Origin of the sequence: Novosphingobium sp. MBES04 (assembly GCF_000813185.1) — a bacterium.
GTDB lineage: Bacteria > Pseudomonadota > Alphaproteobacteria > Sphingomonadales > Sphingomonadaceae > Novosphingobium > Novosphingobium decolorationis.
Genome location: NZ_DF850488.1, coordinates 1,179,255 through 1,205,166 on the forward strand (window position 1 = coordinate 1,179,255; position 25,912 = coordinate 1,205,166).

Annotated in this window: 19 protein-coding genes and 1 pseudogene; 8 read left to right on the forward strand and 12 right to left on the reverse strand. The window is 64.8% G+C overall.

The annotated features are described in order from the left end of the window. Positions 1 to 33 precede the first annotated feature (33 nt). Positions 34 to 957 (reverse strand): LysR family transcriptional regulator, encoded by a 924-nt coding sequence (locus MBENS4_RS05265; protein ID WP_052322016.1) that lies wholly within the window; start codon positions 955 to 957, stop codon positions 34 to 36. A gap of 93 nt (positions 958 to 1,050) precedes the next feature. Here MBENS4_RS05265 and MBENS4_RS05270 point away from each other — a divergent pair, with 93 nt between their 5' ends. The 3 genes from MBENS4_RS05270 to MBENS4_RS05280 all read left to right on the forward strand — a co-directional run bounded on the left by MBENS4_RS05270 (position 1,051) and on the right by MBENS4_RS05280 (position 3,170). Next, positions 1,051 to 1,758, forward strand: coding sequence for a CoA transferase subunit A (locus tag MBENS4_RS05270; protein ID WP_039389236.1), 708 nt, complete (start codon positions 1,051 to 1,053; stop codon positions 1,756 to 1,758). Further along, positions 1,758 to 2,399 (forward strand): CoA transferase subunit B, encoded by a 642-nt coding sequence (locus MBENS4_RS05275; protein WP_039389238.1) that lies wholly within the window; start codon positions 1,758 to 1,760, stop codon positions 2,397 to 2,399. Before MBENS4_RS05270 ends, MBENS4_RS05275 begins: the two co-directional genes overlap by 1 nt. Before the next feature lie 225 nt (positions 2,400 to 2,624). After that, complete coding sequence (locus tag MBENS4_RS05280) at positions 2,625 to 3,170, forward strand: glutathione peroxidase (RefSeq protein WP_039389240.1); 546 nt, start codon at positions 2,625 to 2,627, stop codon at positions 3,168 to 3,170. Between the two features lie 137 nt (positions 3,171 to 3,307). Here MBENS4_RS05280 and polA read toward each other — a convergent pair whose 3' ends face one another. Then, entirely contained in the window at positions 3,308 to 6,148 is a 2,841-nt protein-coding gene (gene polA, locus MBENS4_RS05285; RefSeq protein WP_039389242.1) for a DNA polymerase I, read from the reverse strand. Positions 6,149 to 6,420: 272 nt separating this feature from the next. Between polA and MBENS4_RS05290 the strand changes: the two genes are divergently transcribed. Then, positions 6,421 to 6,747 carry a hypothetical protein gene (locus MBENS4_RS05290; protein WP_039389244.1) on the forward strand — a complete coding sequence of 109 codons (327 nt, stop codon included), beginning with the start codon at positions 6,421 to 6,423 and terminating at the stop codon, positions 6,745 to 6,747. 283 nt (positions 6,748 to 7,030) lie between these two features. On the opposite strand, the gene MBENS4_RS05295 is transcribed toward MBENS4_RS05290, so the two are convergent. From MBENS4_RS05295 to MBENS4_RS05310, 4 genes are all read right to left on the reverse strand, one after another. Beyond that, a complete protein-coding gene (locus MBENS4_RS05295) occupies positions 7,031 to 8,062 on the reverse strand; it encodes a serine hydrolase (protein WP_084591958.1) in 1,032 nt (343 codons plus the stop codon). A gap of 476 nt (positions 8,063 to 8,538) precedes the next feature. Continuing rightward, on the reverse strand, positions 8,539 to 10,197 hold the full coding sequence (gene groL, locus MBENS4_RS05300) for a chaperonin GroEL (RefSeq protein WP_039389246.1): 1,659 nt from the start codon (positions 10,195 to 10,197) through the stop codon (positions 8,539 to 8,541). Positions 10,198 to 10,242: 45 nt separating this feature from the next. Then, entirely contained in the window at positions 10,243 to 10,527 is a 285-nt protein-coding gene (locus MBENS4_RS05305) for a co-chaperone GroES (protein WP_039389248.1), read from the reverse strand. 197 nt (positions 10,528 to 10,724) lie between these two features. Next, a complete protein-coding gene (locus tag MBENS4_RS05310) occupies positions 10,725 to 12,113 on the reverse strand; it encodes an MATE family efflux transporter (protein WP_039389249.1) in 1,389 nt (462 codons plus the stop codon). Positions 12,114 to 12,446: 333 nt separating this feature from the next. Between MBENS4_RS05310 and MBENS4_RS05315 the strand changes: the two genes are divergently transcribed. Then, positions 12,447 to 12,893 carry a c-type cytochrome gene (locus MBENS4_RS05315; RefSeq protein WP_039389251.1) on the forward strand — a complete coding sequence of 149 codons (447 nt, stop codon included), beginning with the start codon at positions 12,447 to 12,449 and terminating at the stop codon, positions 12,891 to 12,893. 162 nt (positions 12,894 to 13,055) lie between these two features. On the opposite strand, the gene rplL is transcribed toward MBENS4_RS05315, so the two are convergent. Together rplL and rplJ are read right to left on the reverse strand one after the other, a co-directional pair. Further along, positions 13,056 to 13,433 carry a 50S ribosomal protein L7/L12 gene (gene rplL, locus MBENS4_RS05320; protein ID WP_039389254.1) on the reverse strand — a complete coding sequence of 126 codons (378 nt, stop codon included), beginning with the start codon at positions 13,431 to 13,433 and terminating at the stop codon, positions 13,056 to 13,058. A gap of 90 nt (positions 13,434 to 13,523) precedes the next feature. Continuing rightward, positions 13,524 to 14,039 (reverse strand): 50S ribosomal protein L10, encoded by a 516-nt coding sequence (gene rplJ, locus MBENS4_RS05325; protein WP_039389256.1) that lies wholly within the window; start codon positions 14,037 to 14,039, stop codon positions 13,524 to 13,526. 457 nt (positions 14,040 to 14,496) lie between these two features. Between rplJ and MBENS4_RS05330 the strand changes: the two genes are divergently transcribed. After that, the gene (locus tag MBENS4_RS05330; RefSeq protein WP_039389257.1) at positions 14,497 to 14,811 is read left to right on the forward strand and encodes a hypothetical protein; all 315 of its coding nucleotides are present in this window, start codon (positions 14,497 to 14,499) and stop codon (positions 14,809 to 14,811) included. Positions 14,812 to 14,892: 81 nt separating this feature from the next. Here the strand turns inward: MBENS4_RS05330 and MBENS4_RS05335 are convergent, their stop codons facing one another. The 4 genes from MBENS4_RS05335 to MBENS4_RS05350 form a co-directional block, all read right to left on the reverse strand. Continuing rightward, positions 14,893 to 15,138 (reverse strand): helix-turn-helix domain-containing protein, encoded by a 246-nt coding sequence (locus MBENS4_RS05335; RefSeq protein WP_039389259.1) that lies wholly within the window; start codon positions 15,136 to 15,138, stop codon positions 14,893 to 14,895. Further along, complete coding sequence (locus MBENS4_RS05340) at positions 15,138 to 15,695, reverse strand: DUF2975 domain-containing protein (protein WP_039389261.1); 558 nt, start codon at positions 15,693 to 15,695, stop codon at positions 15,138 to 15,140. Before MBENS4_RS05340 ends, MBENS4_RS05335 begins: the two co-directional genes overlap by 1 nt. A 28-nt stretch (positions 15,696 to 15,723) precedes the next feature. Continuing rightward, on the reverse strand, positions 15,724 to 15,939 hold the full coding sequence (locus MBENS4_RS05345) for a hypothetical protein (RefSeq protein ID WP_039389262.1): 216 nt from the start codon (positions 15,937 to 15,939) through the stop codon (positions 15,724 to 15,726). 302 nt (positions 15,940 to 16,241) lie between these two features. Next, entirely contained in the window at positions 16,242 to 16,634 is a 393-nt protein-coding gene (locus MBENS4_RS05350; protein WP_144400847.1) for a hypothetical protein, read from the reverse strand. A 443-nt stretch (positions 16,635 to 17,077) separates the two neighbouring features. On the opposite strand from MBENS4_RS05350, the pseudogene rpoB reads away from it, so the two are divergent. Together rpoB and rpoC are read left to right on the forward strand one after the other, a co-directional pair. Continuing rightward, positions 17,078 to 21,237 (forward strand): annotated as a pseudogene (rpoB, locus tag MBENS4_RS05355) (DNA-directed RNA polymerase subunit beta). Positions 21,238 to 21,320: 83 nt separating this feature from the next. Then, complete coding sequence (gene rpoC, locus MBENS4_RS05360; protein ID WP_039389266.1) at positions 21,321 to 25,616, forward strand: DNA-directed RNA polymerase subunit beta'; 4,296 nt, start codon at positions 21,321 to 21,323, stop codon at positions 25,614 to 25,616. Positions 25,617 to 25,912: the final 296 nt, after the last annotated feature.

Genomic DNA, 25,912 nt, shown 5'->3' on the forward strand with positions numbered 1-25,912 from the left:
GTCTTGATAATCAAGGTTCGAATTGGAAACTGTTCAAGTCCGCGCGCTTTCCGGACATTGCCCTTCCGTGCCCGGCCCTTCCGTGCCCGGCTCGATCCGCAGCGAAGCCGCGCGCGCGAAAAGGTCGAGGATGATGGGATCGCGCTCCTGCGCGCGAATGGCCACCTCGAAGTGGACGACGTGCTCCGGGCGCGGGAGGAACTCGGCCAGTTCTCCGCGCGCAAGCTGGCTGCGGATCATCGTCTCGGGCAGGACCGCCGCCCCCCTCCCCTGCGCGACGATCTCGATCATCATGCGCACATTGTTACAGGTGTGGAGCGTGGGACGGCTGCGCCCCGCCGCCTCGAGCGTGGCCAGGGTCACCCGGTGAAGGGGCGAATGGTCGGGCAGCGACCAGATCGGCAGGTCGGGCGTCTCGGGCCCGGCGCGCGCCACCTCGGGGCTCGCCGCCCAGACCAGCGCCACCGAACCGATCGGCGCGGTGCGGATAGCCGGGCTGGCAACGGGCCCGGCCAGAAACACGATGTCGCGCGTGCCGCCCAGAAGCTGCTGCATGAGCCGCGCGGTCAGGTCGAGCTCGATCTCCATGGTGACGCCCGGGCGCTCGCGCTCGATCGCCTGGCCCCAGGCGGGCAGGCAGCTCGCCGCCGCAATCTCGCCCGATCCGATCCGCACCGCGCCTGCCGCACCTGCAAAATCGCTGGCTTCGAGGAGTGCCTTTTCCAGATCGTGGCACAAGGGCTCGCACTGCTGAATCAGGCGCCGGCCACGCGTGGTGAGAACCATCCGGCGTCCCTCGCGTTGGAACAGCGAGAGGCCCAGTTGCTCCTCGATCTCGCGCACGCGCGCGGAGATCGCGGGCTGGGTGGTATTGAGACGCTGGGCGGCCGCGGCGAACGTACCCAGCCGATCAATCCACATCAGCGTATCAAGGTGGAAGAGCGCGATCCGTTTCATAACCAATGCATATCATAATACATAAAAATTAATCGCTATTTGTGATGCGAAGGGCGCGGTAGGCTCCCGCGCGGAAGTTGGAGAAGGAAATCCATGAAAAAGCTCTACCCCAGCGCGGAGGCCGCGCTTGATGGCCTGCTGTCGGACGGCATGCTGATCGCCAGCGGCGGCTTCGGTCTTTGCGGCATCCCCGAGCGCCTGCTCGACGCCATTCGCGACGCGGGCGTGAAGGACCTCACCTTCGCGTCGAACAACGCGGGCATCGACAACGAAGGCATCGGCAAGCTGCTGCGCACCAAGCAGGTCAAGAAGATGATCTCGTCCTACGTGGGCGAGAACAAGGAGTTCGAACGCCAGTTCCTCTCGGGCGAGCTGGAAGTCGAGTTCTGCCCCCAGGGCACCTTGGCCGAGCGCATGCGCGCCGGCGGCGCCGGGATCCCCGGCTTCTACACCAAGACCGGCGTCGGCACGCAGGTTGCCGAGGGCAAGGAAGTCAAGGAATTCGGCGGGCAGGAGTACATCCTGGAGGAAGGCATCTTTGCCGATCTCGCCGTGGTCAAGGCGTGGAAGGCGGATGAAAGCGGCAACGTGGTCTTCCGCAAGACCGCACGCAACTTCAACGTGCCCGCGGCCACCTGCGGCAAGGTCTGCGTGGTGGAAGTGGAAGAGATCGTGCCGACCGGCTCGCTCGATCCGGACCACATCCACCTGCCCGGCGTCTACGTGCAGCGCCTCGTGCTCGGCGCGCCCTACGACAAGAAGATCGAATTTGTGACGACCCGCGAAAGGGAGGCCGCCTGATGCCCTGGAACCGTAACGAGATGGCCGCGCGCGCGGCCAAGGAACTGGAAGACGGCTTCTACGTGAACCTCGGGATCGGCATTCCCACGCTCGTCGCCAATTACGTGCCCGAGGGCATGACGGTGACGCTGCAGTCGGAGAACGGGATGCTGGGCATCGGCCCCTTCCCCTATGCCGGTGAGGAAGATCCCGACCTCATCAACGCGGGCAAGCAGACCGTCAGCGAACTTGCGCAGACGGCCTACTTCGACAGTTCGACGAGCTTTGGCATGATCCGCGGCGGCCACATCAACCTTGCCGTTCTGGGCGCGATGGAAGTGGCCGAGAACGGCGACATCGCCAACTGGATGATCCCGGGCAAGATGATCAAGGGCATGGGCGGCGCGATGGATCTCGTCGCGGGCGTGCAGAAGATCATCGTCGTCATGGAGCACTGCGCGAAATCGGGCGATTCCAAGTTCATCCCCGAATGCACCCTTCCGCTGACCGGCAAGAACGTGGTCGACATGATCGTCACCGACCTGGCCGTATTCCAGCGCCCGGACCACGACAGCCCGTTCCAGCTGGTGGAACTCGCGCCGGGCGTCACGGCCGAGGAAGTGGCCGAAAAGACCTCGGCGAAGTACGAAGTCGCGCTCTGATCGAGCGCGCGAATGGACGAGCGGCCTCCAGAGCCGCGCCGTCCAGGCACGTGTCAGGGCGTCAGCAACGAAGGGCCAGTCCCTCGTTGCGGCGCCTCAGCGCAATCCTGCGGTTTATTCCGCATGGCGAATCGGCCAGCCCGGCGACCTTGCCGCCTGCTCCGGCGTCCCTACATCGGGAGGATGCCTGAACAGGCGTGACGCACAAACCGGAGTTGCCCGAACATGACCGATATCGCCACCATTCCCCTGACCCGGATCGACGGCACGCCGGACACCCTGGGCGCCCATCAAGGCAAGGTGCTGCTTATCGTCAACGTCGCCTCCAAGTGCGGCCTGACCCCGCAGTACGAGGGCCTTGAAGAACTGTTCCAGCAGTACAAGGACAAGGGCCTGGAGATTCTGGGCTTCCCCGCCAACGACTTTGGCGCGCAGGAGCCCGGCAGCCACGAGGAAATCGCCGAGTTCTGCAAGCTGAACTACGGCGTCTCCTTCCCGCTCTTTGCCAAGGCCGACGTGACCGGCGCGGACATGCAGCCGCTCTACAAGGAGCTGACGCAGGCGCATCCGACCAAGCAGGGCCCAGCCGAGGAATTCCGCGAACGCCTGCGCGGCTTTGGCCGTACCCCCACCGAAGACCCGGACGTGCTGTGGAACTTTGAGAAATTCCTTGTTTCCAAGGACGGCAAGGTCGTGGACCGCTTCGCGCCGGGTGTCGCGCCCAAGGATCCCACGCTGGTTGCGGCGATCGAGGCGGAACTGGCGAAGTAAGAAGATTCAAGGGCCATCGCCCCTTGACCCCAAAATGGGCTACCTCACCGTCCTCGTCCAAGTTGGCGCATGAAAGGTGAGGTGGACAGTTCGGGGAGCCCGAGGGCGATGGCCCTCGGATTCTCCCTTTTCTTCGCTTAGTGCCCCGCGCCCCAGCTTGGTCCCGAGCCGATCTCGACGCCCAGCGGCACGGTCAGTTCCACGGCCGGGCCTGCGGCTTGGGCCATGACCTTCTCGATGACCTTCGAGGCGGCCTCGACATCGCCTTCGGGCAGTTCGAACACGAGTTCGTCGTGCACCTGCAGCAGCATGCGCACATGGCCAAGGCCCGCGTCTTCCAGTGCCGGGGTCATGCGCGCCATGGCGCGCTTGATGATGTCGGCGCAGGTGCCCTGGATCGGCGCGTTGATCGCGGCACGCTCGGAGCCCTGGCGCTCGTTCCCGTTCTTGGAGTTGATGCGCGGGAACCAGGTCTTGCGAGCAAAGAGCGTCTCGGAATAACCCCGCTCGCGCACACCTTCCAGCGTCGAGACGATGTACTTCTGGATGCCCGGGAAGCGCTCGAAGTAGCGGTCGATCATCGCCTGCGCCTCGTCGGCATCGGTGCCCAGGCGCCCGGCGAGGCCCCAGCGCGAGATGCCGTAGAGGATCGCGAAGTTGATCGTCTTGGCCCGTCCGCGTGTCTCGCGGGTGACTTCCCCGAACAGCTCGGTCGCGGTGCGCGCGTGGATGTCCTCGCCCTTCTCGAAGGCTTCCTTCAGGCTGGGGACGTCGGCCATGTGCGCGGCAAGACGCAGCTCGATCTGCGAGTAGTCGGCCGCGAGGAGGACATTGCCCTCCTCGGCGACGAAGCAATCGCGGATCTGGCGGCCGATCTCGGTGCGGATCGGGATGTTCTGCAGGTTGGGATCGGTCGAGGACAGGCGTCCGGTCTGCGCGCCGACAAGGCTGTAGCTGGTGTGGACGCGGCCCGTCTTGGGGTTGATCGCGGCCTGCAGCGCCTCGGTGTAGGTTGAGCGCAGCTTGGAAAGCTGGCGCCATTCCAGCACCTTGGTCGCGACTTCCGCGCCTTCTTCGGCGAGGCGTTCGAGCACCGACTGGTCGGTCGAGTACTGGCCCGACTTGCCCTTCTTGCCGCCCTTGTAGCCCAGCTTGTCGAACAGGATTTCGCCCAGCTGCTTGGGGCTGCCGATGGTGAATTCCTGGCCCGCTGCCTCGTGGATTTCCTTTTCCAGCGCACCGATGGTCTCGGCGAACTGCGCCGAGAGCCCGGCCAGCTTCTCGCGGTCGACCTTGATGCCGTGGCGCTCCATCTGGGCGACCACCGGGATCAGCGGGCGATCCACCTTTTCGTAGATGCGCGTGCCGCCTTCCTCGGAAAGGCGCGGCTTCAGCAGGCTGTGGAGGCGCCAGGTCACGTCCGCGTCCTCGGCGGCGTAATGAGTCGCCTTGTCGAGCGGGACCTCGCCGAAGGGGATCGCCTTCTTGCCCGTGCCGCACACGTCCTTGAAGGCCATCGGCGTGTGGCCGAGGTGGCGCTGCGAAAGCTCGTCCATCCCGTGGCCACCGCCCACGCCGTCGGTGCCCCGCCCGGCATCGAGGCAGAAGCTCTCGATCATGGTGTCATCGATGGGCGCGACCATGATCCCATAGCGGGCGAGCACGTTGATGTCGTACTTGATGTTCTGGCCGATCTTGAGGACCGCATCGTCCTCCAGCAGCGGCTTGAGGAGCGCGATGGCGGTGTCCATGTCCACCTGCGGCGGCTTCTCGGCGAACATGTCGCTGCCACCGTGGCCGAGGGGGATGTAGCAGGCCTCGTTGGGGCCGATGGCCAGGCTCACGCCGACAAGGTCGGCCTGCATCGCCTCCAGCGCCGAGGTCTCGGTATCGACCGCGAGGATATGCGCGGCCTGCGCCTTCTTCACCCAGGCTTCGAGCGCCTCTTGCGTCTGAACGCATTCGTAGGCCGCGTAGTCCACCGCAGGCATCTCAGGGAGCGACTGGCGCGCCGCGCCCTCGGCCGGCCCGGCCCCTGCATTCTGCGCCTTGGCCGGATTAAGATCGGTCGCCTTGGAGGGGCTGCCGTTGCCGGTCTCGAGACGCTTCAGGAGGCTGGTGAAGCCATGCTTGCCGAGGAACTCGGCGAGCGGCTCGGGCGGGATGGTATTGAGCTTCACCTCGTCGAGCGCCATCGGCAGCGCGCAGTCTTCCTTGAGCGCGACGAGGACACGGCTGAGGCGGGCCTGCTCGGCCTGCTCGATCAACCGCTCCTTGAGCTTGGACTTCTTCATGTCCGGCGCAGCAGCCAGCACGCTTTCCAGGTCGCCATGCTCCTGGATGAGCTTGGTCGCGGTCTTGGGGCCGACGCCGAAGACACCCGGCACGTTGTCAACCGCATCGCCCATGAGCGCGAGCACGTCGCCCACCTTGTCGGGGGTGACGCCGAACTTCTCCTCGACCTCGGGTATGTCGATGCGCAGGTTCTTCATCGTGTCGAGCATGTCGACCTTGCCGCCGCCTTCGGGGCAGGTGCCGACCAGCTGCATGAGGTCCTTGTCCGAAGACACGATGGTGACGTCCCAGCCCTCCCGCGCCGCAGCGCGCGCGTAGGAGGCGATGAGGTCGTCCGCCTCATAACCCTGCTCTTCGATGCACGGCAGCGAGAAGGCGCGCGTTGCATCGCGGATCAACGGGAACTGGGGCACCAGATCCTCGGGCGGCGGTGGACGGTTGGCCTTGTAGTCCTCGTAGATGTCGTTGCGGAACGACTTGCTACCCGCATCGAGGATCACCGCCATGTGCGTGGGCCCCTCGGCCTTGTCGAGGTCCTCGGCCAGCTTCCACAGCATCGTGGTGTAGCCGTAGACCGCGCCCACGGGCGTGCCTTCCGGGTTCGTGAGCGGGGGAAGACGGTGGTAGGCACGGAAGATGTAGGCCGAACCGTCGACGAGGTAGAGATGCTGCTTTGGCTCCATGTACAGGGCTCTAGCAGCGCTTTGCCCGAAGGTCAGCAGGCAGCCGCGCTGGGCCGTGCAAAAGCCTCCGCTCCGCGCCCCGCACGCGGCTCCCCGACAAAATCCTTCGCCCTGTCGCGGGAACCTTTGCTCTATGCACATGTTGCTTGTCGAGTGCTTGAACGGGGCGCCCGTGACTTCTAGCGAACGGACGAAGTCGTCTCATGAAGGCTTAGGAACACGCTGTAACGGCGTGCCGGATACCGGAAGTAACAAAGAGGGAATACTGAGAGATGCGCAAGATTCTGATTGCCACCACCACTGCCATTGCCGCGCTTTCGCTGGCCGCCTGCTCGGAGCAGACCGAGGACGCCACCGAAGCGGCCGCCTCGTCGGCTGCCGACGACATGGGCTCCTACGCCGATCAGGCCGGTGAAGAGATGGACGCGATGGGCGATTCGATGGAAGGCGCCGCCAACGACGCGGGCGCAGCCATGGACGAGGCCGGTGACGATGTCGAAGACGCAGCCGCCAATGCCGCCTCGGACGCCGAAGCCGCGGCCAATGACGCCGCCAACGAGATGGCTGACCACACCGACGGCGATCCCAGCACCAACTGATCGCGACAGGGCCCAGCGGCCCTGCGGCCACTTGGCACGTTACGAAACGGGCGTTCGGAGAGATCCGGGCGCCCGTTTTCGTTTAACGGCAAAGGTCAGAGCGGAGGGTGCTGGAAGGAACTGGATTTCAAGGGGTCATCACCCCTTGACCCCAAAATCGGCAACCGCACCACTCTCAGCCACGCCAGCGCATGAAGGGTGAGCTAGACATTGTGGGGCGATGGCCCTCGGACCTACTTGTTTTGACTGCTTAATTTTTCGACTGGGGCTGCAAGCCCACAAATCAGCGCGAGGCGACGGCGCGTGCGCCGCGGGCCTCGGTCAGGTAGCCATTGTAGACGGTGCGCGCGATGCTCGCGATGCGGGCCTCGCGATTGGGGCGGCTGCCCTGCCCGGTGACGTAGATGGCAACGGCAAAGACATCGCCGTTGGGCGTCTCGACAATGCCCACGTCGCTCGACGTGTTGTGGAGCGAGCCGGTCTTGTGGTGGATCATCGCACCATCGGGAATGCCGGCGGGAATGCGGCGACGGCCGGTCACGCAGCGGCCCATGATCGCGATCAGGGTGTCGCGGCTGCGCTTGCTCAGCCACTGCCCTTCGTAGAGCCCGCGCAGAAGCGTTACCATCGCCATCGGAGTTGCGCTGTCGCGCTTGTCGATCACGTTGGCCGGGTCGAGCGCGCCATCGTCGCGCACGAGCGTCGCGATATCGCGATCGAGGTGCCAGTCCTCGATGCCCGCCCGGCGCACCCAGGCGTTGACGGCATCGGGCCCGCCTACCACGCGCAGAAGACCGTCGGTCGCGTAGTTGTTCGAGCGCGTCAGCATGAGTTCGAGCAGCTTGGCGGCGGTCAGGTACTGGCCTTCGCGAACCGGCGCGACAGCCGAGGAGAAGGGCTTGGAAGAGACCGGGATCAGCATCGGAAACTCGCTGGTGAGCGTCCACTTGCCCTTGTCCACGCCTTCCAGGAACGTCGCCGCAATGGCGATCTTGCTGGTGCTGGCCATCGGGAAGCGCTGGTCGCCCAGCACATCAAGCGTGCGGCCCGTGCGCAGATCCACGGCGGCCACGCCAATGCGCCCGTTCGACGCTTCGGCGGCGGCGGCCAACTGGCGCTCGAACATTGTCGAGTAGACCGGCGGCCCGCGCATCTCGGTGCCGAAGAGCGAATCGAACGAGGTCTGGACGGTCCCGACATTGTCGGCGTGCGCGGGCGCCAGAGGCACCACGCTGGCCACGGCCAACGCCGCGAACGAAAGAAGTCGCCCCGTGCCCAAGCGGCACTGCGAAAGGAGTTTGCCTGCCCTGATCATGCGAAACCCATCCTAGTCGTAACCACCTGATGACAGGTTAACACAGGTTCGACCAAACGCCACGAGCGCTCGACGAAGCGCATGGGGCGTACGAGCAATTGCGCGTTTGTGAAGTTTCGTGTCGCCTTGTGGTCGCAAACGACCCCTCCCACGCCGCAAATGCACAGTCGCGCGATTCGCATGCATCGACTGCACGCCACATGGGCGTCGGGCGAAGCAAGAAGGAGATATCCGAGGGCCATCGCCCTCGGGCTCCCCATCATGTCGACGTAACCCTACACACGCTGCGGGGGCTGAGAGAGGTGAGGTCGCCGATTCCGGGATCAAGGGGCGATGGCCCCTTGAAAGGATCTTTCTTCCCGATTGTCGGCTTTTCGCTCACTCCAACCTGACGCGAACCCGGCACAACGAAAAGGGCCGGGAAGATTACTCTTCCCGGCCCCTTCGTATTCAGCGCGTAGCTGGGACAGGTCGGCTTAGAAGCCGCCCATGCCGCCCATGCCACCCATGCCGCCCATGCCGCCCATGTCGGGCATGCCACCGGCCGCCTTGTCCTCCGGAGCGTCGCAGATCGCGGCTTCGGTGGTGATCAGCAGGCCAGCGACCGAAGCGGCGTCCTGCAGCGCGGTGCGAACGACCTTGGTCGGGTCGATGACGCCGGCAGCCACGAGGTTCTCGTAGACGTCGGTGGCGGCGTTGAAGCCCTGGGTCTCGTCGTCTTCACGCAGCAGGTTGCCGGTGACAACCGCGCCGTCGAAGCCGGCATTGGTCGCGATCTGACGGGCCGGAGCCATGATCGACTGACGCACGATGTCGACACCGCGGGTCTGGTCGTCGTTCTCGCCCTTGAGGCCTTCGAGAGCCTTGGTGGCGTAGAGAAGTGCGGTACCGCCGCCGGGGACGATGCCTTCTTCCACGGCTGCGCGGGTCGCGTGCAGCGCGTCGTCGACGCGGTCCTTGCGCTCCTTCACTTCGACTTCCGAAGCACCGCCGACCTTGATGACAGCGACGCCGCCAGCCAGCTTTGCAAGGCGCTCCTGGAGCTTCTCACGGTCGTAGTCCGAGGTGGTGATCTCGATCTGCGAGCGGATCTGCTCGACGCGTGCCTTGATCTCTTCGGCCGAACCCGCACCATCGACGATGGTGGTGTTGTCCTTGTCGATCGTGACGGTCTTGGCTTCGCCAAGCATCGCGAGCGTGACGTTCTCGAGCTTGATGCCGAGGTCTTCCGAGACCATTTCGCCAGCGGTCAGCGTCGCGATGTCGCCAAGCATGGCCTTGCGGCGGTCGCCGAAGCCCGGAGCCTTGACGGCTGCGACCTTGAGGCCGCCGCGCAGCTTGTTGACGACGAGCGTGGCCAGAGCCTCACCCTCGATGTCCTCGGCGATGATCAGGAGCGGACGGCCCGACTGAACAACGGCTTCGAGGATGGGAAGGATCGACTGCAGGTTCGACAGCTTCTTCTCGTGGATGAGAATGTAGGGGTTGTCGAGCTCGACCGTCATCTTCTCGGGGTTGGTGACGAAGTACGGCGAGAGGTAGCCGCGGTCGAACTGCATGCCTTCAACGACATCGAGTTCGAAGTCGAGGCCCTTGGCCTCTTCCACGGTGATCACGCCTTCCTTGCCGACCTTTTCCATGGCTTCGGCGATCTTCTCGCCGACTTCCTTGTCGCCATTGGCCGAGATCACGCCGACCTGCGCCACTTCGGAATGACCGGTGACGTCGCGCGAACGGCTCTTGAGGTTCTCGACGACCTTGCCGACCGCGAGGTCGATGCCGCGCTTGAGGTCCATCGGGTTCATGCCCGCGGCAACCGACTTCATGCCTTCGCGCACGATGGCCTGGGCCAGAACGGTGGCGGTGGTGGTGCCGTCACCGGCCGCGTCGTTGGCCTTCGAGGCCACTTCGCGGATCATCTGGGCGCCCATGTTCTCGAACTTGTCCTTGAGTTCGATTTCCTTGGCGACCGAAACACCGTCCTTGGTGATGCGGGGCGCGCCGAAGCTCTTCTCGATGACGACGTTGCGGCCCTTGGGGCCCAGCGTCACCTTGACGGCGTTGGCGAGGGTGTCGACACCGGCGAGGATGCGCTCACGGGCGTCGCGCGAGAACTTTACGTCCTTGGCTGCCATTTTGGTATTCCTTTCAGGATATCAGGTAGAAGAAGAAAGCGATGCTCAGCCGATGACGCCGAGGATGTCGCTTTCCTTCATGATGAGCAGGTCTTCACCGTCGACCTTGACCTCGGTGCCCGACCACTTGCCGAAGAGCACGCGGTCACCGACGGCGACGTCGGGGGCGACGAGCTTGCCGTCAACGACGGCGCCCTTGCCGACCGAGACGATTTCGCCTTCAGCGGGCTTTTCCTTGGCGCTGTCGGGGATGATGATGCCACCGGCCGTCTTTTCTTCGGCCTCGACGCGGCGCACGAGAACACGGTCGTGCAGCGGACGGAAAGTCATGGGAGTCTCCCTTAAGTCCTATGAACAGGCAAAAACTGGTTTTGGCACTCTCAGGCAGAGAGTGCCAACGCGGCCGGATATGGTCACAGGCCCAGTTGGCGTCAAGCAGGTGGGAGGCAATTTTTTGAAGACCGGCACGCGTCGCACGCGCGGTACCCCGGCATCGCCCGGGACTCCATCATGGAAACACGCGTGTGTTACCGTGCGATGGCACCTAGCAGCCCGAAGCGCCCGCGCCAATGCCAGCGCGCCATGAGCAGAGCCGCCGCCACGCTCAATCCCACGGCAAGACCGATCCAGATGCCCACGCCCTCGAACGGAGTGAACAGGCCCAGCGCCGCCGAGACGGCGAAACCGGCCGCCCAATAACTTACCACCGCGATGCCCATGGGCACGCGCGTGTCCTGGATGCCGCGCAAGGCGCCCGCGGCCACCGCCTGGAGCGCGTCGGTGAACTGGAAGGCCGCCGCGACCACCAGATAACGCAGGGCAAAGCCGACCATGATCGCGTTGGCCGGATCGTTCACATCGACATAGGCGCTCAGGACAAGGCGCGGGAAGACAAGGATGATGCCCGAGGTAACCGCCGCGAAGACAAGGCAGACGAGCAGCGCCGCACGACCTGCCGCCGCGACGCCTGCGACATTCGCCGCGCCGTAGTGGTAGCCCACCCGGATCGTTGCGGCCTGCCCGATGCCGAAGGGGACCTGGAAGGCAATCGCCGCGATCTGCAAGGCAACCGTGTGCCCGGCCAGCTGCGCCTCGCCAACAAGCCCCATGAGGAAGGCCGCCCCGCTGAACAACCCACCCTCGGCGATGAGCGTGCCCGAGATCGGCAGCCCCAGCGTCAGCATCTGGCCCAGGCGCGGCCATTCCGATCGCCACCAGCGCCCGAAGATGTGAAAGCGCCGCAAGCGGCGGTTGCGCCGGATCGCGGCGGCATAGGCGAGGACGGTGAAGCTTGCCGTGATGATGCTGGCCAGCGCCGCCCCGGTCAGGCCCAGCGCGGGCATGCCGAAATGGCCGAATACCAGCGCATAGTCGCCCACGATGTTGACGAGGATCGAGGCCGCGGTGATCGCGGTCGCAAAGTACGGGCGCCCGAGCGCGGAAACGAACGTGCGCAGCACGTTGGCCACGCCCATCGGCAGAATGCCCACCGAGAGCAGGGCGAGGAAATCGCCGCCAAGCCGGGCGAGCGCCGGGTCCTGCCCCGTTGCCAGCATGAATTCCTCGGCGAACTGGCAGATCACGATGCACACGAGGCCCAGGATCACCGCCAGCCACAAGGCCATGCGGGTGGTCCGGCGCACCTCGCGCACTGCGTTCTCCCGGCGCCCGAGCTCAGCCGCGATAAGCGGCGCGCAAGCCGAAGTCAGGCCGTTCACGCCCATCATCAGGACCGCGATCATCGCAACGGCCAGACTGGACGCGGCCAGCGCCTGCTGCCCGAGACGCGCCACGAACATGACGTCGGTGGCAAAGATCGCCATCTGCAACAGGTTGGCGAGCGCCAGCGGCCCGGCCAGAGCCAGGGTCCTGCCGAGTTCGGCGCGAAAGTCGGGGGAGCCAATGCTGCGAGCCATGATGGATCGGGGCCCTACGCGGGCCACGCGGCAAGCGAAAGCAAAAACGCATCCGTGTGCAGTTGTGCGACAGGTCCGGGACCAGGACGGTCACAAGAAGACGGAAGAAGGATTATACAAGCGGCCATCGCCCCTTGACCCCAGACTCGGCCACCTCACCGCTCTCAGCCCAGGCCGCGTCCTGAAGGTGAGGTGGGCAGTTTGGGGAGCGCGAGGGCGATGGCCCTCGGAAATCGCCCTTCTCCCCTTCTGTTGCCACGACATACAATATCCTTGCCCCACAGTGCCTCCCCGTCCTAGGTCGGCCCCGGTTTGAGGAGAAAAGGACCCCCGATGAAGCTCACGTCCCTGATTTGCGCCAGCCCGCTCGTCCTGCTTGCCGCCTGCGGTGGCTCGGGCTCGCAGGAAGACAGCGCGGCGCCGGCTGCCGACGCGGCCGGTGAGAGTGCGCCTGCGGCCGAAGCGGCACCCGCTGCGCCTGCCGCGGCCTCCGCAGCCCCTGCCGCGTTCCAGATCTGCAAGACCTGCCATGCTGTCGAGCCTGGGCAGAACCGCGTGGGGCCCACCCTGCATGGCATCGTCGGCAGTACGGCGGGCGAGGTCGAGGGCTACAACTTCAGCCCCGCACTCAAGGATTCAGGGATCGTGTGGACGCCCGAAGCGCTCGACGAATGGCTGCAGGGCCCGATGAAGATGGTTCCGGGCACCAAGATGGTGCAGATGGTTCCCGACGCGGGCAAGCGCCAGGAAATCATTCGGTACCTCGAAACGCTGAAGTAAGCCGCGCGGCGCGGCCCGCACGCAAGAAGGGCCGCCTCCCACCGGAGCGCGGCCCTTTTGGCTGTTGCCTTGCCGGTGCCACGCACACGAAAAAGGGCGCCCCCGTGAGGGAGCGCCCTTTCGAATTTTCGCCTCCGGTCCGAAGACCTGGAGAAACGAAGATTACTTGAGCTCGACGGTGCCGCCGGCTGCTTCGATCTTCGCCTTGAGCTCTTCGGCTTCAGCCTTCGAAGCGCCTTCCTTGACGGGCTTCGGAGCGCCTTCGACGAGAGCCTTGGCTTCAGCAAGGCCGAGACCGGTGATGGCGCGGACTTCCTTGATGACCTGGATCTTCTTGCCACCGTCGCCGGTGAGGATCACGTCGAATTCGGTCTGCTCTTCAGCAGCGGCAGCTTCGCCACCAGCAGCAGCCGGGCCAGCAACGGCAACGGCAGCAGCGGCGGAAACGCCCCATGCTTCTTCGAGAGCCTTGGCGAGGTCAGCGGCCTCGAGGACGGTCAGCTGCGACAGTTCTTCAACAAGCTTGGCGATATCGGCCATAGTATTCACTCCTGATCTGTGGTCCCGCCGGGGATCTAGGCCGCCGGACGGGATAAATCGTTATTTCGAAACGTGTTACCGAGACTAAGCTCAGGCAGCGTCCTTCTCGGCGTAGGCGTTGAAGACGCGGGCCAGCTTGGCCGCCGGAGCGGTCGAGAGCTGGGCAATCTTCGTGGCCGGAGCCTGGACGAGGCCGATGAGCTTGGCGCGCAGTTCGTCGAGCGAGGGCATCGTGGCGAGAGCCTTGACACCTTCTGCATCCAGAACATTTGCGCCCATCGCGCCGCCGACGATCTCGATCTTGTCGGTCGTCTTGGCGAATTCGACGACGGCCTTGGCAGCAGCGACGGGGTCCACCGAGGTGGCGATGGCCGTCGGGCCGACAAGGAAGTCACCGATACCGACATAGTCGGTGTCCGCGATGGCGATCTTGGCAAGACGGTTCTTGGCAACCTTGTAGGTCGCACCCGCTTCGCGAATCTTCGCGCGCAGCTCGGAGGACTGTGCCACCGAGAGGCCGAGGTTGCGGGTGACAACCACCACGCCGACCTCGTTGAAGACCGCATTGAGCTGGGCGACCGAATCGGCTTTCTGCGAACGATCCATGCCTTACTCCTTCACATATGACCGCTTGGCATTCCCGAAGGAGCGCCGCACGGCCGGCTACATTTGCGTGCCCGTGCACGACGCACGAGCCCATGGACACTGACGCGCCATGGCAAAGACCGTACGATGGGGAAGGAGTTTTTCGCGCCGAAGCGCGAGATGGACACCATGCTCGAAAGAGCGAAGGGCCGTGGAAATTTCCTGTTCCCCGCCTAGGCTGCAGATTAAGGGGGAAGCCCCCGGCAGCTGTCTCGGACGGTGAGCAACGCAGAATCATCTGCGCCGTTCGAGGGCGCCTTTGCCCCGCGTGCCGGAAAAAGTCAACATGGAAGCACGCCCCGGGGCGCCCCACGCACCTCTACGTAGGAGGGCGGCAAGAAAGCTCTAGAACTCGCCATGGCAGAACGGGCCGGATACCATTTTCCGCCCTTTTCACCGCTGCGAGCCTGACCCAACGATGGAAATACTGCCGATCTCCACCGCGCTGGTTCCCGCCCCCGTGCGGGCCCGCGCCCGCGCCGGGTTTGCCGATGCGACGCCGCGCCTCGAGAGGATCGACCAGGCAGGAGCCCCATCGCCTGCCCCCCGCATCGGCGCGGCCAAAGCCGCCGAGCGCGCGCCGCGTTTCCAGTTCTCGGAAAGCGCCCGCGACGTCCTGCAGATGGAGCGCTGGCATCGCGAATGGGCCGAGGCCCGCCATTCGCTGGTGAGCGAGGCCTATACCGCGCTGCACCGGAAACGAGCCGGGGCCCTCTTCGATATGGCCGCCTGAAAAGACACGCCGGACCGAAGGGGCCCCGTAAACCGCACGTCCCAAGGGCCGTGCACATCAGGCAAGCGGAGAACCGTCCGTCTAGTCGTCCGCCTCCTCACCGGCATAGGCAAGGAGGTCGCCGGGCTGGCATTCAAGCACCCGGCAGATCGCTTCCAGTGTCGAGAACCGGATCGCCTTGGCCTTGCCGGTCTTGAGGATCGAAAGGTTGGCAAGGGTAATGCCGATGGCTTCGGCAAGCTGGGTCAGCGTCATGCGCCGGGCATGCAGAATATCGTCAAGCTTCACCACGATGCGGCCTCCTTCGGTTTGCGCGTCCTCGCCCATCACACGGTCCCTTCGAGTTCTTCGCGCATCTCGGCGCCCTTGCGGAACACGCGGGCCAGGATGAACAGCACCAGCATCAAGAGGATGCCGTTGCCATCAAAGCCGCTGTCGACGTTGAGGCCGGTCTCCGCCTCGTTCACTTCGGTGACATTGTGAATCCAGGTCGCCAGGCCTGCGAGCGGCAGGGCAACCACCTGGATCGCCAGCGACAGCCAGGCCATGATCGTCATGCGCGTCGCATTCACCGGCACAAAGGGATCGCCTTCGCCCACCGTGTCGATGATCCGCTTGAGCAGCCAGAGCATCGCCGCGATCATCGCCAGCAGGACAATCACGAGCACCAGCACGCCGATCAGCGCGAACCGCACCTCGGTAAAGTCGAAGTTCGCCTGCGAGGATGCGAACTCCGCCGCAATTTCCTGCGTGAAGAAGACCATGCCAACGCAACCTGCCGAGGCGGCCAGCACGCCGAGCGCGAGACCCGCCAGCAGGACATAGAGAATGATCTTCGCGGCCAGCAGCAGCGGGTCGCGAACGGCACGGGTTGCAAGGTTCATTGTCGCCTCTCCTCTGCCTGATCGGCGCTTACATCAGCACCGGGGTCGGCGCGTAGGCGACAAGGACCTGCGTGGGCGCGGGCTGGGTCACGGCCGTGACTCCGGCGCTCACCTCCGCAGCATGGGCCGCCTGGGGCGCGGTCAGCGTAGGCAGCCAGATCAGGGCGGTGAGGACCGCAGCCATGGCCGCGGCGACAGGCCGGGCAACGATTTGGGGGGCGGGTTCGTCAGCGTGGAAGGTCATTGCTCGTTCTCCGATATGCTTGATATCGATATTCAATAATCTCGATTCGCTTTATCGTCAAACAATAATATCGAAAAACAATATACCTCTGATTGAATTGCGGAAAATCGAGCGCCCTCCACCTTGCGAATTCCACACACATCCGCCCCGCACACGAAAATGGGGGCGACTCCATGCGGGAGTCGCCCCCAAGGCTCGATCCGGCGATGAGGGATGCCGGGGGGACTGCCGGGCTCTGATCGGCTCAGGGAGGGTATACGGGGTGGACGACCCGATCACCGGTCCGGCTATATTTTATCTGGTCAGATGCCTTTGCGGACATGCTCCTTTCGCACCCGGGGGGCGCCGTCGCGGCGCCGGGCCCGGACAATGGCCAGGCCCGAGACGGAAAAGGCGGCGAGCAAGCCCACGAGGCCGGCAAGGGACAACTTGCCAAGCCGCGCGTCCTGCGCGCCCTCGCCAGGTTGCGGATCGGCCATGGCGAGCGCGCGGCCGCGAGCAGAGGGGAGATCGCCCGCGGCCAGGGCGCCGTCCGCCGCCGTTCCTGGCGCTGTTGCACTGGGCACATGCACCGGCTCGCCGCGGGTAGGGGCCGCGGCAAGCGGCGTTGCAAGACCGGCCACCCCCAGCGCGATGAGCGCAAGAAGCGGTCCGGCCTTGCGGCTGCGATGGGTCGCGTATGAGGGGCTCGTCATCTGCATGCCCCTCACAACGCCCCGCCCCCTGCACGGTTTTCCGCACGAGCCGATTTTCCGCCCAAACGTGAGCGGGGACGGGACGAATGGAGCCACCACCCCGCCTGCAAACGAATGCCACCCCCTCCTCCGCCCGCCCGTCACCCGTTTGACACCGATGGGGCCGGGTTCTATAGGAACGCCAACGCCCCATCGCTTCGAGCAAGGCGTGCCCATGCGCGGGGGCACACCAAGGAAGGAAGCGGTAGAGGGTTCATCCGACGTATCAGGCTGCTGGCCGCAACGGGCTCCCGCAAGGGTTTCCGCGCGTGCAAGGCGGCCTTTTGGCGTTTGATGGCCTGTCCGCAAGACAGGTATTTCGTCCACGCGTGACGATGTTTTCCCGGGCCCTTCGCCTCGTTGCGAATCGGCCCTGACCAGAAGCGAAGAGGCAAGACCAGCTCATGGCCACCCAGCCCATCGATACGGCGAAGCGCTCCGTCAAGAAGCGCATCCGCAAGATCTTCGGCGACGCCCACGAAGTCATCCAGATGCCGAACCTCATCGAGGTCCAGCGCGAGAGCTACGAACAGTTCCTGCGCTCGAACCCGGAGACCGGCTATGTCTCGGGCCTGGAAAAGACGCTGCGCTCGGTCTTCCCGATCCGCGACTTCGCCGGCACCAGCGAGCTCGACTTCGTCCACTACGAACTGGAAGAGCCCAAGTACGACGTGACCGAATGCCGCCAGCGCGGCATCACCTACGCAGCCCCGATGAAGGTGACGCTGCGCCTGATCGTCTTTGAAGTCGACGCAGAGACGGAAACCCGCTCGGTCCTCGATATCAAGGAGCAGGACGTCTACATGGGCGACATGCCGCTCATGACCGAGAACGGCACCTTCTTCATCAACGGCACCGAGCGCGTGATCGTGTCGCAGATGCACCGTTCGCCGGGCGTCCTGTTCGACCACGACCGCGGCAAGACGCACTCCTCGGGCAAGTACCTCTTCGCTGCCCGCGTGATCCCGTACCGCGGTTCCTGGCTCGACTTCGAGTTCGACGCCAAGGACATCGTCAACGTGCGTATCGACCGCAAGCGCAAGCTGCCGGTCACCGCGCTGCTCTACGCGCTGGGCCTCGATTCCGAAGCGATCCTCGATCACTTCTACGAAACCGTCACCTGGAAGCGCGGTGATGGCGGCTGGCGCCTGCCCTACAACGCCGAGACCTGGCGCGGCGTGAAGCCCGCCTTCGACATCGTCGATGCGAACTCGGGCGAAGTCGTCTTCCCGGCCGGCACCAAGATCTCCCCGCGCGCCGCCAACAAGGCGGGCAAGGATGGCCTGGAAGCCCTCCTCATCCCGACCGAGGAAATCTTCGGCCGCTACATCGCCGAGGACATGATCGACGAGTCCACCGGCCGCATCTACATCGAGGCCGGTGACGAAGTCAGCCCTGAGAACCTCGAAGTTCTCGACGCGGCGGGCATCGACCAGCTCAACCTGCTCGACATCGACGATTCGAACGCCGGTCCCTGGATGCGCAACACGCTCAAGGCCGACAAGGCCGAGAACCGCGACATGGGTCTGGAAGCGATCTACAAGGTCATGCGTCCGGGCGAACCGCCGACGAAGGAAACCGCCGAAGCGCTGTTCGAAGGCCTGTTCTTCGACGCCGACCGCTACGACCTCTCGGCCGTGGGCCGCGTCAAGCTCAACATGCGTCTGGGCCTCGATGCCGAGGACACCGTCACCACGCTGCGCACCGAGGACATCCTCGCCGTGGTCAAGGAACTGGTGAACCTCAAGGACGGCAAGGGCGACATCGACGACATCGACAACCTCGGCAACCGCCGTGTGCGTTCGGTCGGCGAGCTGCTCGAGAACCAGTACCGCGTCGGCCTGCTGCGCATGGAGCGTGCGGTCAAGGAACGCATGAGCTCGGTCGACGTCTCGACCGTGATGCCCAACGACCTCATCAACGCCAAGCCCGCCGTGGCCGCGGTGCGTGAGTTCTTCGGCTCCTCGCAGCTCTCGCAGTTCATGGACCAGACCAACCCGCTCTCGGAAGTCACCCACAAGCGCCGCGTGTCGGCGCTCGGGCCGGGCGGTCTTACCCGTGAGCGCGCGGGCTTCGAAGTGCGCGACGTTCACCCGACCCACTACGGTCGTATCTGCCCGATTGAGACGCCGGAAGGCCCGAACATCGGCCTGATCAACTCGCTCTCGACTTTCGCGCGCGTCAACAAGTACGGCTTCATCGAAACGCCGTACCGCCGCGTCATCGACGGCAAGGTCACCGGCGATGTGATCTACCTCTCCGCAATGGAAGAGCAGAAGCACACCGTCGCACAGGCCTCGGCCGCCCTCAACGAGGACGGTTCCTTCGTCGAGGACCTCATCTCGGCCCGCCAGGAAGGCGAGTTCGTGATGAGCCCGTCGGACCAGGTCACGCTGATGGACGTCAGCCCCAAGCAGCTCGTCTCGGTCGCGGCTTCGCTCATTCCGTTCCTGGAAAAGGACGACGCCAACCGCGCGCTCATGGGCTCGAACATGCAGCGTCAGGCCGTGCCGCTCGTCAAGGCCGATGCGCCTTACGTGGGCACCGGCATGGAAGCGACCGTCGCGCGCGACTCGGGTGCCGCCATCTCGGCGCTGCGTCCGGGCGTGGTCGACCAGGTCGACGCCACCCGTATCGTCATCCGCGCCGTGGGTGAGGTCGAGGCCGGCAAGTCGGGCGTCGACATCTACCGCCTCCAGAAGTTCGAGCGCTCGAACCAGTCGACCTGCATCAACCAGCGTCCGCTGGTGAAGGTGGGCGAATACGTGCAGGCCGGCGACATCATCGCCGACGGCCCGTCGACCGAGCTAGGCGAACTGGCCCTGGGCCGCAACGTGCTCGTCGCGTTCATGCCCTGGAACGGCTACAACTACGAGGACTCCATCCTCATCTCCGAGCGGATCGTGAAGGACGACGTCTTCACCTCGATCCACATCGACGAGTTCGAGGTCATGGCCCGCGACACCAAGCTGGGTCCGGAAGACATCACCCGCGACATTCCCAACGTCGGCGAGGAAGCCCTGCGCAACCTCGACGAGGCGGGCATCGTCTACATCGGTGCCGAAGTGCACCCGGGTGACATCCTCGTCGGCAAGATCACGCCGAAGGGCGAAAGCCCGATGACGCCGGAAGAGAAGCTTCTGCGCGCCATCTTCGGTGAAAAGGCCTCCGACGTTCGCGACACCTCGCTGCGCCTGCCGCCGGGCGTGTCGGGCACGATTGTCGACGTGCGCGTCTTCAACCGTCACGGCATCGAGATCGACGACCGTACCCGCGCCATCCAGAACGAGGAAATCGAACGCCTCGCCAAGGACCGTGAGGACGAACGCGCCATTCTCAACCGCGCCACCTACAACCGCCTGCAGGACATGCTGCTCGGCCAGATCGCGGCGTCGGCACCCAAGGGTGTCAAGAAGGGCGTGGAGATCACCGAGGAGGTCCTCGCCGAGGCCGAGAAGCACGAGTGGTGGAAGTTCGCCGTCGCGGACGACCACATGCAGACGCAGCTCGAGGCGGTGAAGGCCCAGTACGACGAGACCGTCAAGGCGATCCAGGAGAAGTTCGAGGACCGCAAGGAGAAGCTCGAGCGCGGTGACGAACTCGCTCCGGGCGTGCTCAAGATGGTCAAGGTCTTCGTGGCCGTGAAGCGCAAGCTTCAGCCGGGCGACAAGATGGCCGGCCGTCACGGTAACAAGGGTATCATCAGCCGCATTCTTCCCCAGGAAGACATGCCCTTCCTCGAAGACGGCACCCCTGTCGACTTCGTGATGAACCCGCTCGGCGTGCCTTCGCGCATGAACGTCGGCCAGATCTTCGAGACCCACCTTGGCTGGGCGGCCCGTAACCTGGGCCGTCAGATCGGCGAGGCGCTCGATGCCTGGAAGGCGGCCAATCCGAACCCCGAGGCGGGCGAAGCGCCCGAAGCGGTCAAGGAGAAGCTGCGCTCGATCTACGGCGACAACTACGCCGAGGACCTGAACACCCGCACCCCCGAACAGCTCGTCGAGCTGGCCGAGAACGTGCGCGGCGGCGTCCCCATGGGCACCCCGGTGTTCGACGGCGCGGTCCAGCAGGACGTGGTCGACATGCTGACTCTCGCCGGGCTCGACACCTCGGGCCAGAGCGTCCTGATGGACGGTCGTACCGGTGAGGCCTTCAGCCGCAAGGTCACGGTGGGCATGAAGTACATCCTCAAGCTGCACCACCTTGTCGACGACAAGATCCACGCCCGTTCGATCGGCCCCTACAGCCTCGTCACCCAGCAGCCGCTGGGCGGTAAGGCCCAGTTCGGTGGCCAGCGCTTCGGTGAGATGGAGGTCTGGGCTCTCCAGGCCTACGGTGCAGCCTACACGCTGCAGGAAATGCTCACCGTCAAGTCGGACGACGTGGTTGGCCGTACCAAGGTCTACGAAGCGATCGTCAAGGGCGACGACACCTTCGAGGCGGGCATCCCCGAGAGCTTCAACGTTCTCGTCAAGGAAATGCGCAGCCTCGGCCTCAACGTCGAGCTCTCCTCGCTCGAGACGAGGACGACACCGACGCGCTGCCCGAGGCGGCGGAATAACGGGACCCAGGGGGCGGGCCTTCACCGGCCTGCCCCCTCCCCCCCCGCCCGCCTTACGAATTTACCCCCAGAGGGACTGAACTATGAACGACCTGACCAAGTTCACGAACCAGATGGCGAAGCCCGAGACCTTCGATCAGATCCAGATCGGCCTGGCTTCCCCCGAGCGCATCCGCTCCTGGTCCTTCGGCGAGATCAAGAAGCCGGAAACCATCAACTACCGCACGTTCAAGCCCGAGCGTGACGGCCTGTTCTGCGCGCGCATCTTCGGCCCCGTGAAGGACTACGAGTGCCTGTGCGGCAAGTACAAGCGCATGAAGTACAAGGGCGTCGTCTGCGAAAAGTGCGGCGTCGAGGTTACCGTCACCAAGGTGCGCCGCGAGCGCATGGGCCACATCGAGCTCGCCGCTCCCGTCGCCCACATCTGGTTCCTGAAGTCGCTGCCCTCGCGCATCGGCCTGCTCCTCGACATGCAGCTCAAGCAGCTTGAGCGCGTCCTCTACTTCGAGAGCTACATCGTCATCGAGCCGGGCCTGACCCCGCTCGAGAAGTTCCAGCTGCTCACCGAAGACGAGATGCTCGACGCGCAGGACGAGTATGGCGAAGACGCCTTCTCGGCCGGCATCGGCGCCGAAGCGGTCAAGATCATGCTCATGGAGCTCGATCTCGAACAGGAGCGCGCGGACCTTCTCCAGGAGCTTGAGACGACCAAGTCGGAACTCAAGCCCAAGAAGATCATCAAGCGCCTCAAGGTCGTCGAATCGTTCATCGATTCGGGCAACCGTCCCGAGTGGATGATCCTCGAAGTCGTTCCGGTCATTCCGCCCGAGCTGCGCCCGCTGGTGCCGCTCGACGGTGGCCGCTTCGCGACCTCGGACCTCAACGACCTGTACCGCCGCGTCATCAACCGCAACAACCGCCTCAAGCGCCTGATCGAGCTGCGCGCGCCCGACATCATCGTGCGCAACGAAAAGCGCATGCTGCAGGAATCGGTCGACGCGCTGTTCGACAACGGCCGCCGCGGCCGCGTCATCACGGGCGCCAACAAGCGTCCGCTCAAGTCGCTGTCCGACATGCTCAAGGGCAAGCAGGGCCGCTTCCGTCAGAACCTTCTGGGCAAGCGCGTCGACTACTCGGGCCGTTCGGTCATCGTGACCGGCCCCGAGCTCAAGCTGCACCAGTGCGGCCTGCCCAAGAAGATGGCGCTCGAGCTGTTCAAGCCGTTCATCTACGCCCGCCTCGACGCCAAGGGTCTCTCGATGACCCTCAAGCAGGCCAAGAAGTGGGTCGAGAAGGAGCGCAAGGAAGTCTGGGACATCCTCGACGAGGTGATCCGCGAGCATCCCGTGATGCTCAACCGCGCGCCCACGCTTCACCGTCTGGGCATCCAGGCGTTCGAGCCCGTCCTCATCGAAGGCAAGGCAATCCAGCTGCACCCGCTCGTCTGCTCGGCCTTCAACGCCGACTTCGACGGTGACCAGATGGCCGTCCACGTGCCGCTTTCGCTGGAAGCCCAGCTCGAAGCGCGCGTGCTGATGATGTCGACCAACAACATCCTCTCGCCCGCCAACGGCAAGCCGATCATCGTGCCTTCGCAGGACATGGTGCTGGGCCTGTACTACCTCTCGATGGACCGTGAGGGTGAACCCGGCGAAGGCATGAAGTTTGCCGACATGGCCGAAGTCCACCAGGCGCTCCAGATCGGTGCGGTGACGCTCCACTCGAAGATCGAGGCCCGCGTGCCGCAGACCGACGAGAACGGCGCGCAGTACATGAAGCGCTTCGAGACGACGCCGGGCCGCATGCTCATCGGCGAGTGCCTCCCCAAGAGCCACACCGTGCCCTTCGACGTGGTCAACAAGCTGCTGACCAAGAAGGACATCGGCGAGGTCATCGACCAGGTCTACCGTCACACCGGCCAGAAGGACACGGTCCTCTTCGCCGACGCGATCATGTCGCTGGGCTTCAAGAACGCCTGCCAGGCCGGCATCTCCTTCGGCATGGATGACATGATTATCCCCGCCCAGAAGGATCCGCTGGTCGCCGAGACCAAGGAACTGGTTGCCGACTACGAGCAGCAGTACCAGGACGGCCTCATCACCCAGCAGGAGAAGTACAACAAGGTGATCGACGCCTGGAGCCGTTGCGGCGACCAGGTCGCTAACGCCATGATGGACGAGCTCAAGGCCATGCCGATCGACCCGGAAACGGGCCGCCAGGCACAGATCAACTCGATCTACATGATGAGCCACTCGGGTGCACGTGGTAGCCCGGCCCAGATGAAGCAGCTGGGCGGTATGCGCGGCCTCATGGCCAAGCCGTCGGGCGAGATCATCGAAACGCCGATCATCTCGAACTTCAAGGAAGGTCTGACCGTTCTTGAATACTTCAACTCGACCCACGGCGCCCGTAAGGGCCTGGCCGACACGGCTCTGAAGACCGCGAACTCGGGCTACCTGACCCGTCGTCTCGTGGACGTCTCGCAGGACTGCGTCGTCATCATCGACGACTGCGGCACCGAGCGTGCGCTCGAAATGCGCGCGATCGTCCAGGGCGGTTCGGTCATTGCCTCGCTTGCCGAGCGTATCCTGGGCCGTACCCTGGCCGAGGACATCCACGCCAAGGACGGCACGCTGGTTGCCGCCAAGGGCCAGCTCCTCGACGAAGCCGCGGTGGCTGCGATCGAGGGCACCGGCACCCAGTCGGCGCGCATCCGCTCGCCGCTGATCTGCGAAGCCGAACAGGGCGTGTGCGCGACCTGCTACGGTCGTGACCTTGCCCGCGGTACTCCGGTCAACATCGGCGAGGCCGTTGGCGTCATCGCCGCACAGTCGATCGGTGAACCGGGCACGCAGCTCACCATGCGTACCTTCCACATTGGTGGTGCGGCCCAGCTGAATGAAACCAGCCACCTGGAATCGATCTGCGAGGGCACCGTCCACTACCGTGACATCCCGACCATCACCGACAAGCGCGGCCGCAAGCTTTCGCTTGCCCGCAACGGTGAAGTCGTGGTGATGGACACCGAGGGCCGCGAGCGCGCCATGCACCGCGTCCCCTACGGTACCGTTCTTCTCCACGAAGACGGCGCCACGGTGGCTGAAGGCGAACGTCTGGCCGAGTGGGACCCGTTCACGCTCCCGATCATCACGGAAACCGGCGGTATCATCAAGTACCAGGACCTGATCGACAGCCGTACGCTGACCGAGCAGGTCGACGATGCCACCGGCATGACCAGCCGTGTCGTCACCGAGGACCGTTCGACGAGCCGTTCGAAGAAGAAGGAAGACCTGCGTCCGCGCATCACCCTTCTCGACGACAACTCGGGCGAATCCGCGCGCTACATGCTGGCGCCGGGTGCCACCCTCTCGGTCGAGGACGGCCAGATGGTCGAAGCGGGCGACATCATCGCCCGTGCCAGCCGTGAAGCCGCCAAGACCCGCGACATCACCGGTGGTCTGCCGCGCGTTGCCGAGCTGTTCGAGGCCCGCAAGCCGAAGGACAACTCGATCATCGCCAAGGTCTCGGGCCGCATCGAGTTCGTGCGTGACTACAAGGCCAAGCGCAAGATCGCGATCATCCCCGAGGAGGGTGAACCGGTCGAGTACCTGATCCCGAAGAGCCGCGTGATCGACGTGCAGGAAGGCGACTTCGTCAAGAAGGGCGACAACCTGATCTCGGGTTCGCCCGACCCGCACGACATCCTGGAAGTTCTGGGCGTGGAAGCTCTCGCCGAGTACCTCGTCGCGGAAATCCAGGAAGTCTATCGCTTGCAGGGCGTGAAGATCAACGACAAGCACATCGAGGTGATCGTTCGCCAGATGCTGCAGAAGGTCGAGATCACCGCGAGCGGCGACACCACGCTGCTTCCGGGCGAGCAGGTCGACTACGAGGAAATGAACGAGATCAACGGCAAGCTGAAGCCGGGCCAGCAGCCCGCCGAAGGCAAGCCGGTGCTGCTGGGCATCACCAAGGCCTCGCTGCAGACCCGTTCGTTCATCTCGGCCGCGTCCTTCCAGGAAACCACCCGCGTGCTCACGCAGGCGGCCGTGGAAGGCAAGAAGGACTCGCTGATCGGCCTCAAGGAAAACGTCATCGTCGGCCGTCTCATCCCCGCCGGTACCGGTGCAGGCATGAACCGCGTCCGCGTGGCCGCTTCCAGCCGCGATGCGGCCCTGCGCGCCTCCTACCGTCGCATGCAGGAAGCGCTTGTCGCGGCCGACAGCGCGGCGCAGGAACACGCCGCCGAGCTGCAGCGCGATCCTGCCGATGACCTCGGCAACGATCCGCTGGCCGCCGTCGAAGGCGAAACCCACGGCACCGATGCCGATGCGGGCGATTACCTGATCAAGGGCGACGAGGGCGACACCGAGGCCTGAGCCTCCCCCTCTCCCGCCTGACAGGCTCGAAAAAGGCCCCGCCGGAGCGATCCGGCGGGGCCTTTTGCTTTGGGAGTCATCCGTTCGACCAAGCGCCGATTCTTCAGGTCCGGCGTCATGGCCTGCCCCGGCCTCCCAGGGTAGAAGAGATCCCAGTCACGCAACCATGGACCGCCTCATGCCGCTTTCCGATTCCAAGGTCTTCGCCGCCGCCACCGCCTCGGTCCTGGCCATGGCGATCCTGACCCTGTTCGCGGGGCTGGCCGACTTCGTCGAGCTCTTCACGCGCTGAACGG

Excerpts from the sequence above, each read along its gene's own strand:
- MBENS4_RS05335 (WP_039389259.1), bottom strand. The coding sequence starts at position 15,138 with ATGGGCGAGGACGCGCAAACCGAAGGAGGCCGCATCGTGGTGAAGCTT.
- MBENS4_RS05330 (WP_039389257.1), top strand. The coding sequence starts at position 14,497 with ATGGAAATACTGCCGATCTCCACCGCGCTGGTTCCCGCCCCCGTGCGG.
- polA (WP_039389242.1), bottom strand. The coding sequence starts at position 6,148 with ATGGAGCCAAAGCAGCATCTCTACCTCGTCGACGGTTCGGCCTACATC.
- rplL (WP_039389254.1), bottom strand. The coding sequence starts at position 13,433 with ATGGCCGATATCGCCAAGCTTGTTGAAGAACTGTCGCAGCTGACCGTC.
- MBENS4_RS05310 (WP_039389249.1), bottom strand. The coding sequence starts at position 12,113 with ATGGCTCGCAGCATTGGCTCCCCCGACTTTCGCGCCGAACTCGGCAGG.
- rpoC (WP_039389266.1), top strand. The coding sequence starts at position 21,321 with ATGAACGACCTGACCAAGTTCACGAACCAGATGGCGAAGCCCGAGACC.
- MBENS4_RS05350 (WP_144400847.1), bottom strand. The coding sequence starts at position 16,634 with ATGACGAGCCCCTCATACGCGACCCATCGCAGCCGCAAGGCCGGACCG.
- MBENS4_RS05295 (WP_084591958.1), bottom strand. The coding sequence starts at position 8,062 with ATGATCAGGGCAGGCAAACTCCTTTCGCAGTGCCGCTTGGGCACGGGG.
- MBENS4_RS05340 (WP_039389261.1), bottom strand. The coding sequence starts at position 15,695 with ATGAACCTTGCAACCCGTGCCGTTCGCGACCCGCTGCTGCTGGCCGCG.
- MBENS4_RS05315 (WP_039389251.1), top strand. The coding sequence starts at position 12,447 with ATGAAGCTCACGTCCCTGATTTGCGCCAGCCCGCTCGTCCTGCTTGCC.
- groL (WP_039389246.1), bottom strand. The coding sequence starts at position 10,197 with ATGGCAGCCAAGGACGTAAAGTTCTCGCGCGACGCCCGTGAGCGCATC.
- MBENS4_RS05305 (WP_039389248.1), bottom strand. The coding sequence starts at position 10,527 with ATGACTTTCCGTCCGCTGCACGACCGTGTTCTCGTGCGCCGCGTCGAG.
- MBENS4_RS05290 (WP_039389244.1), top strand. The coding sequence starts at position 6,421 with ATGCGCAAGATTCTGATTGCCACCACCACTGCCATTGCCGCGCTTTCG.
- MBENS4_RS05265 (WP_052322016.1), bottom strand. The coding sequence starts at position 957 with ATGAAACGGATCGCGCTCTTCCACCTTGATACGCTGATGTGGATTGAT.
- MBENS4_RS05280 (WP_039389240.1), top strand. The coding sequence starts at position 2,625 with ATGACCGATATCGCCACCATTCCCCTGACCCGGATCGACGGCACGCCG.
- MBENS4_RS05270 (WP_039389236.1), top strand. The coding sequence starts at position 1,051 with ATGAAAAAGCTCTACCCCAGCGCGGAGGCCGCGCTTGATGGCCTGCTG.
- MBENS4_RS05345 (WP_039389262.1), bottom strand. The coding sequence starts at position 15,939 with ATGACCTTCCACGCTGACGAACCCGCCCCCCAAATCGTTGCCCGGCCT.
- MBENS4_RS05275 (WP_039389238.1), top strand. The coding sequence starts at position 1,758 with ATGCCCTGGAACCGTAACGAGATGGCCGCGCGCGCGGCCAAGGAACTG.
- rplJ (WP_039389256.1), bottom strand. The coding sequence starts at position 14,039 with ATGGATCGTTCGCAGAAAGCCGATTCGGTCGCCCAGCTCAATGCGGTC.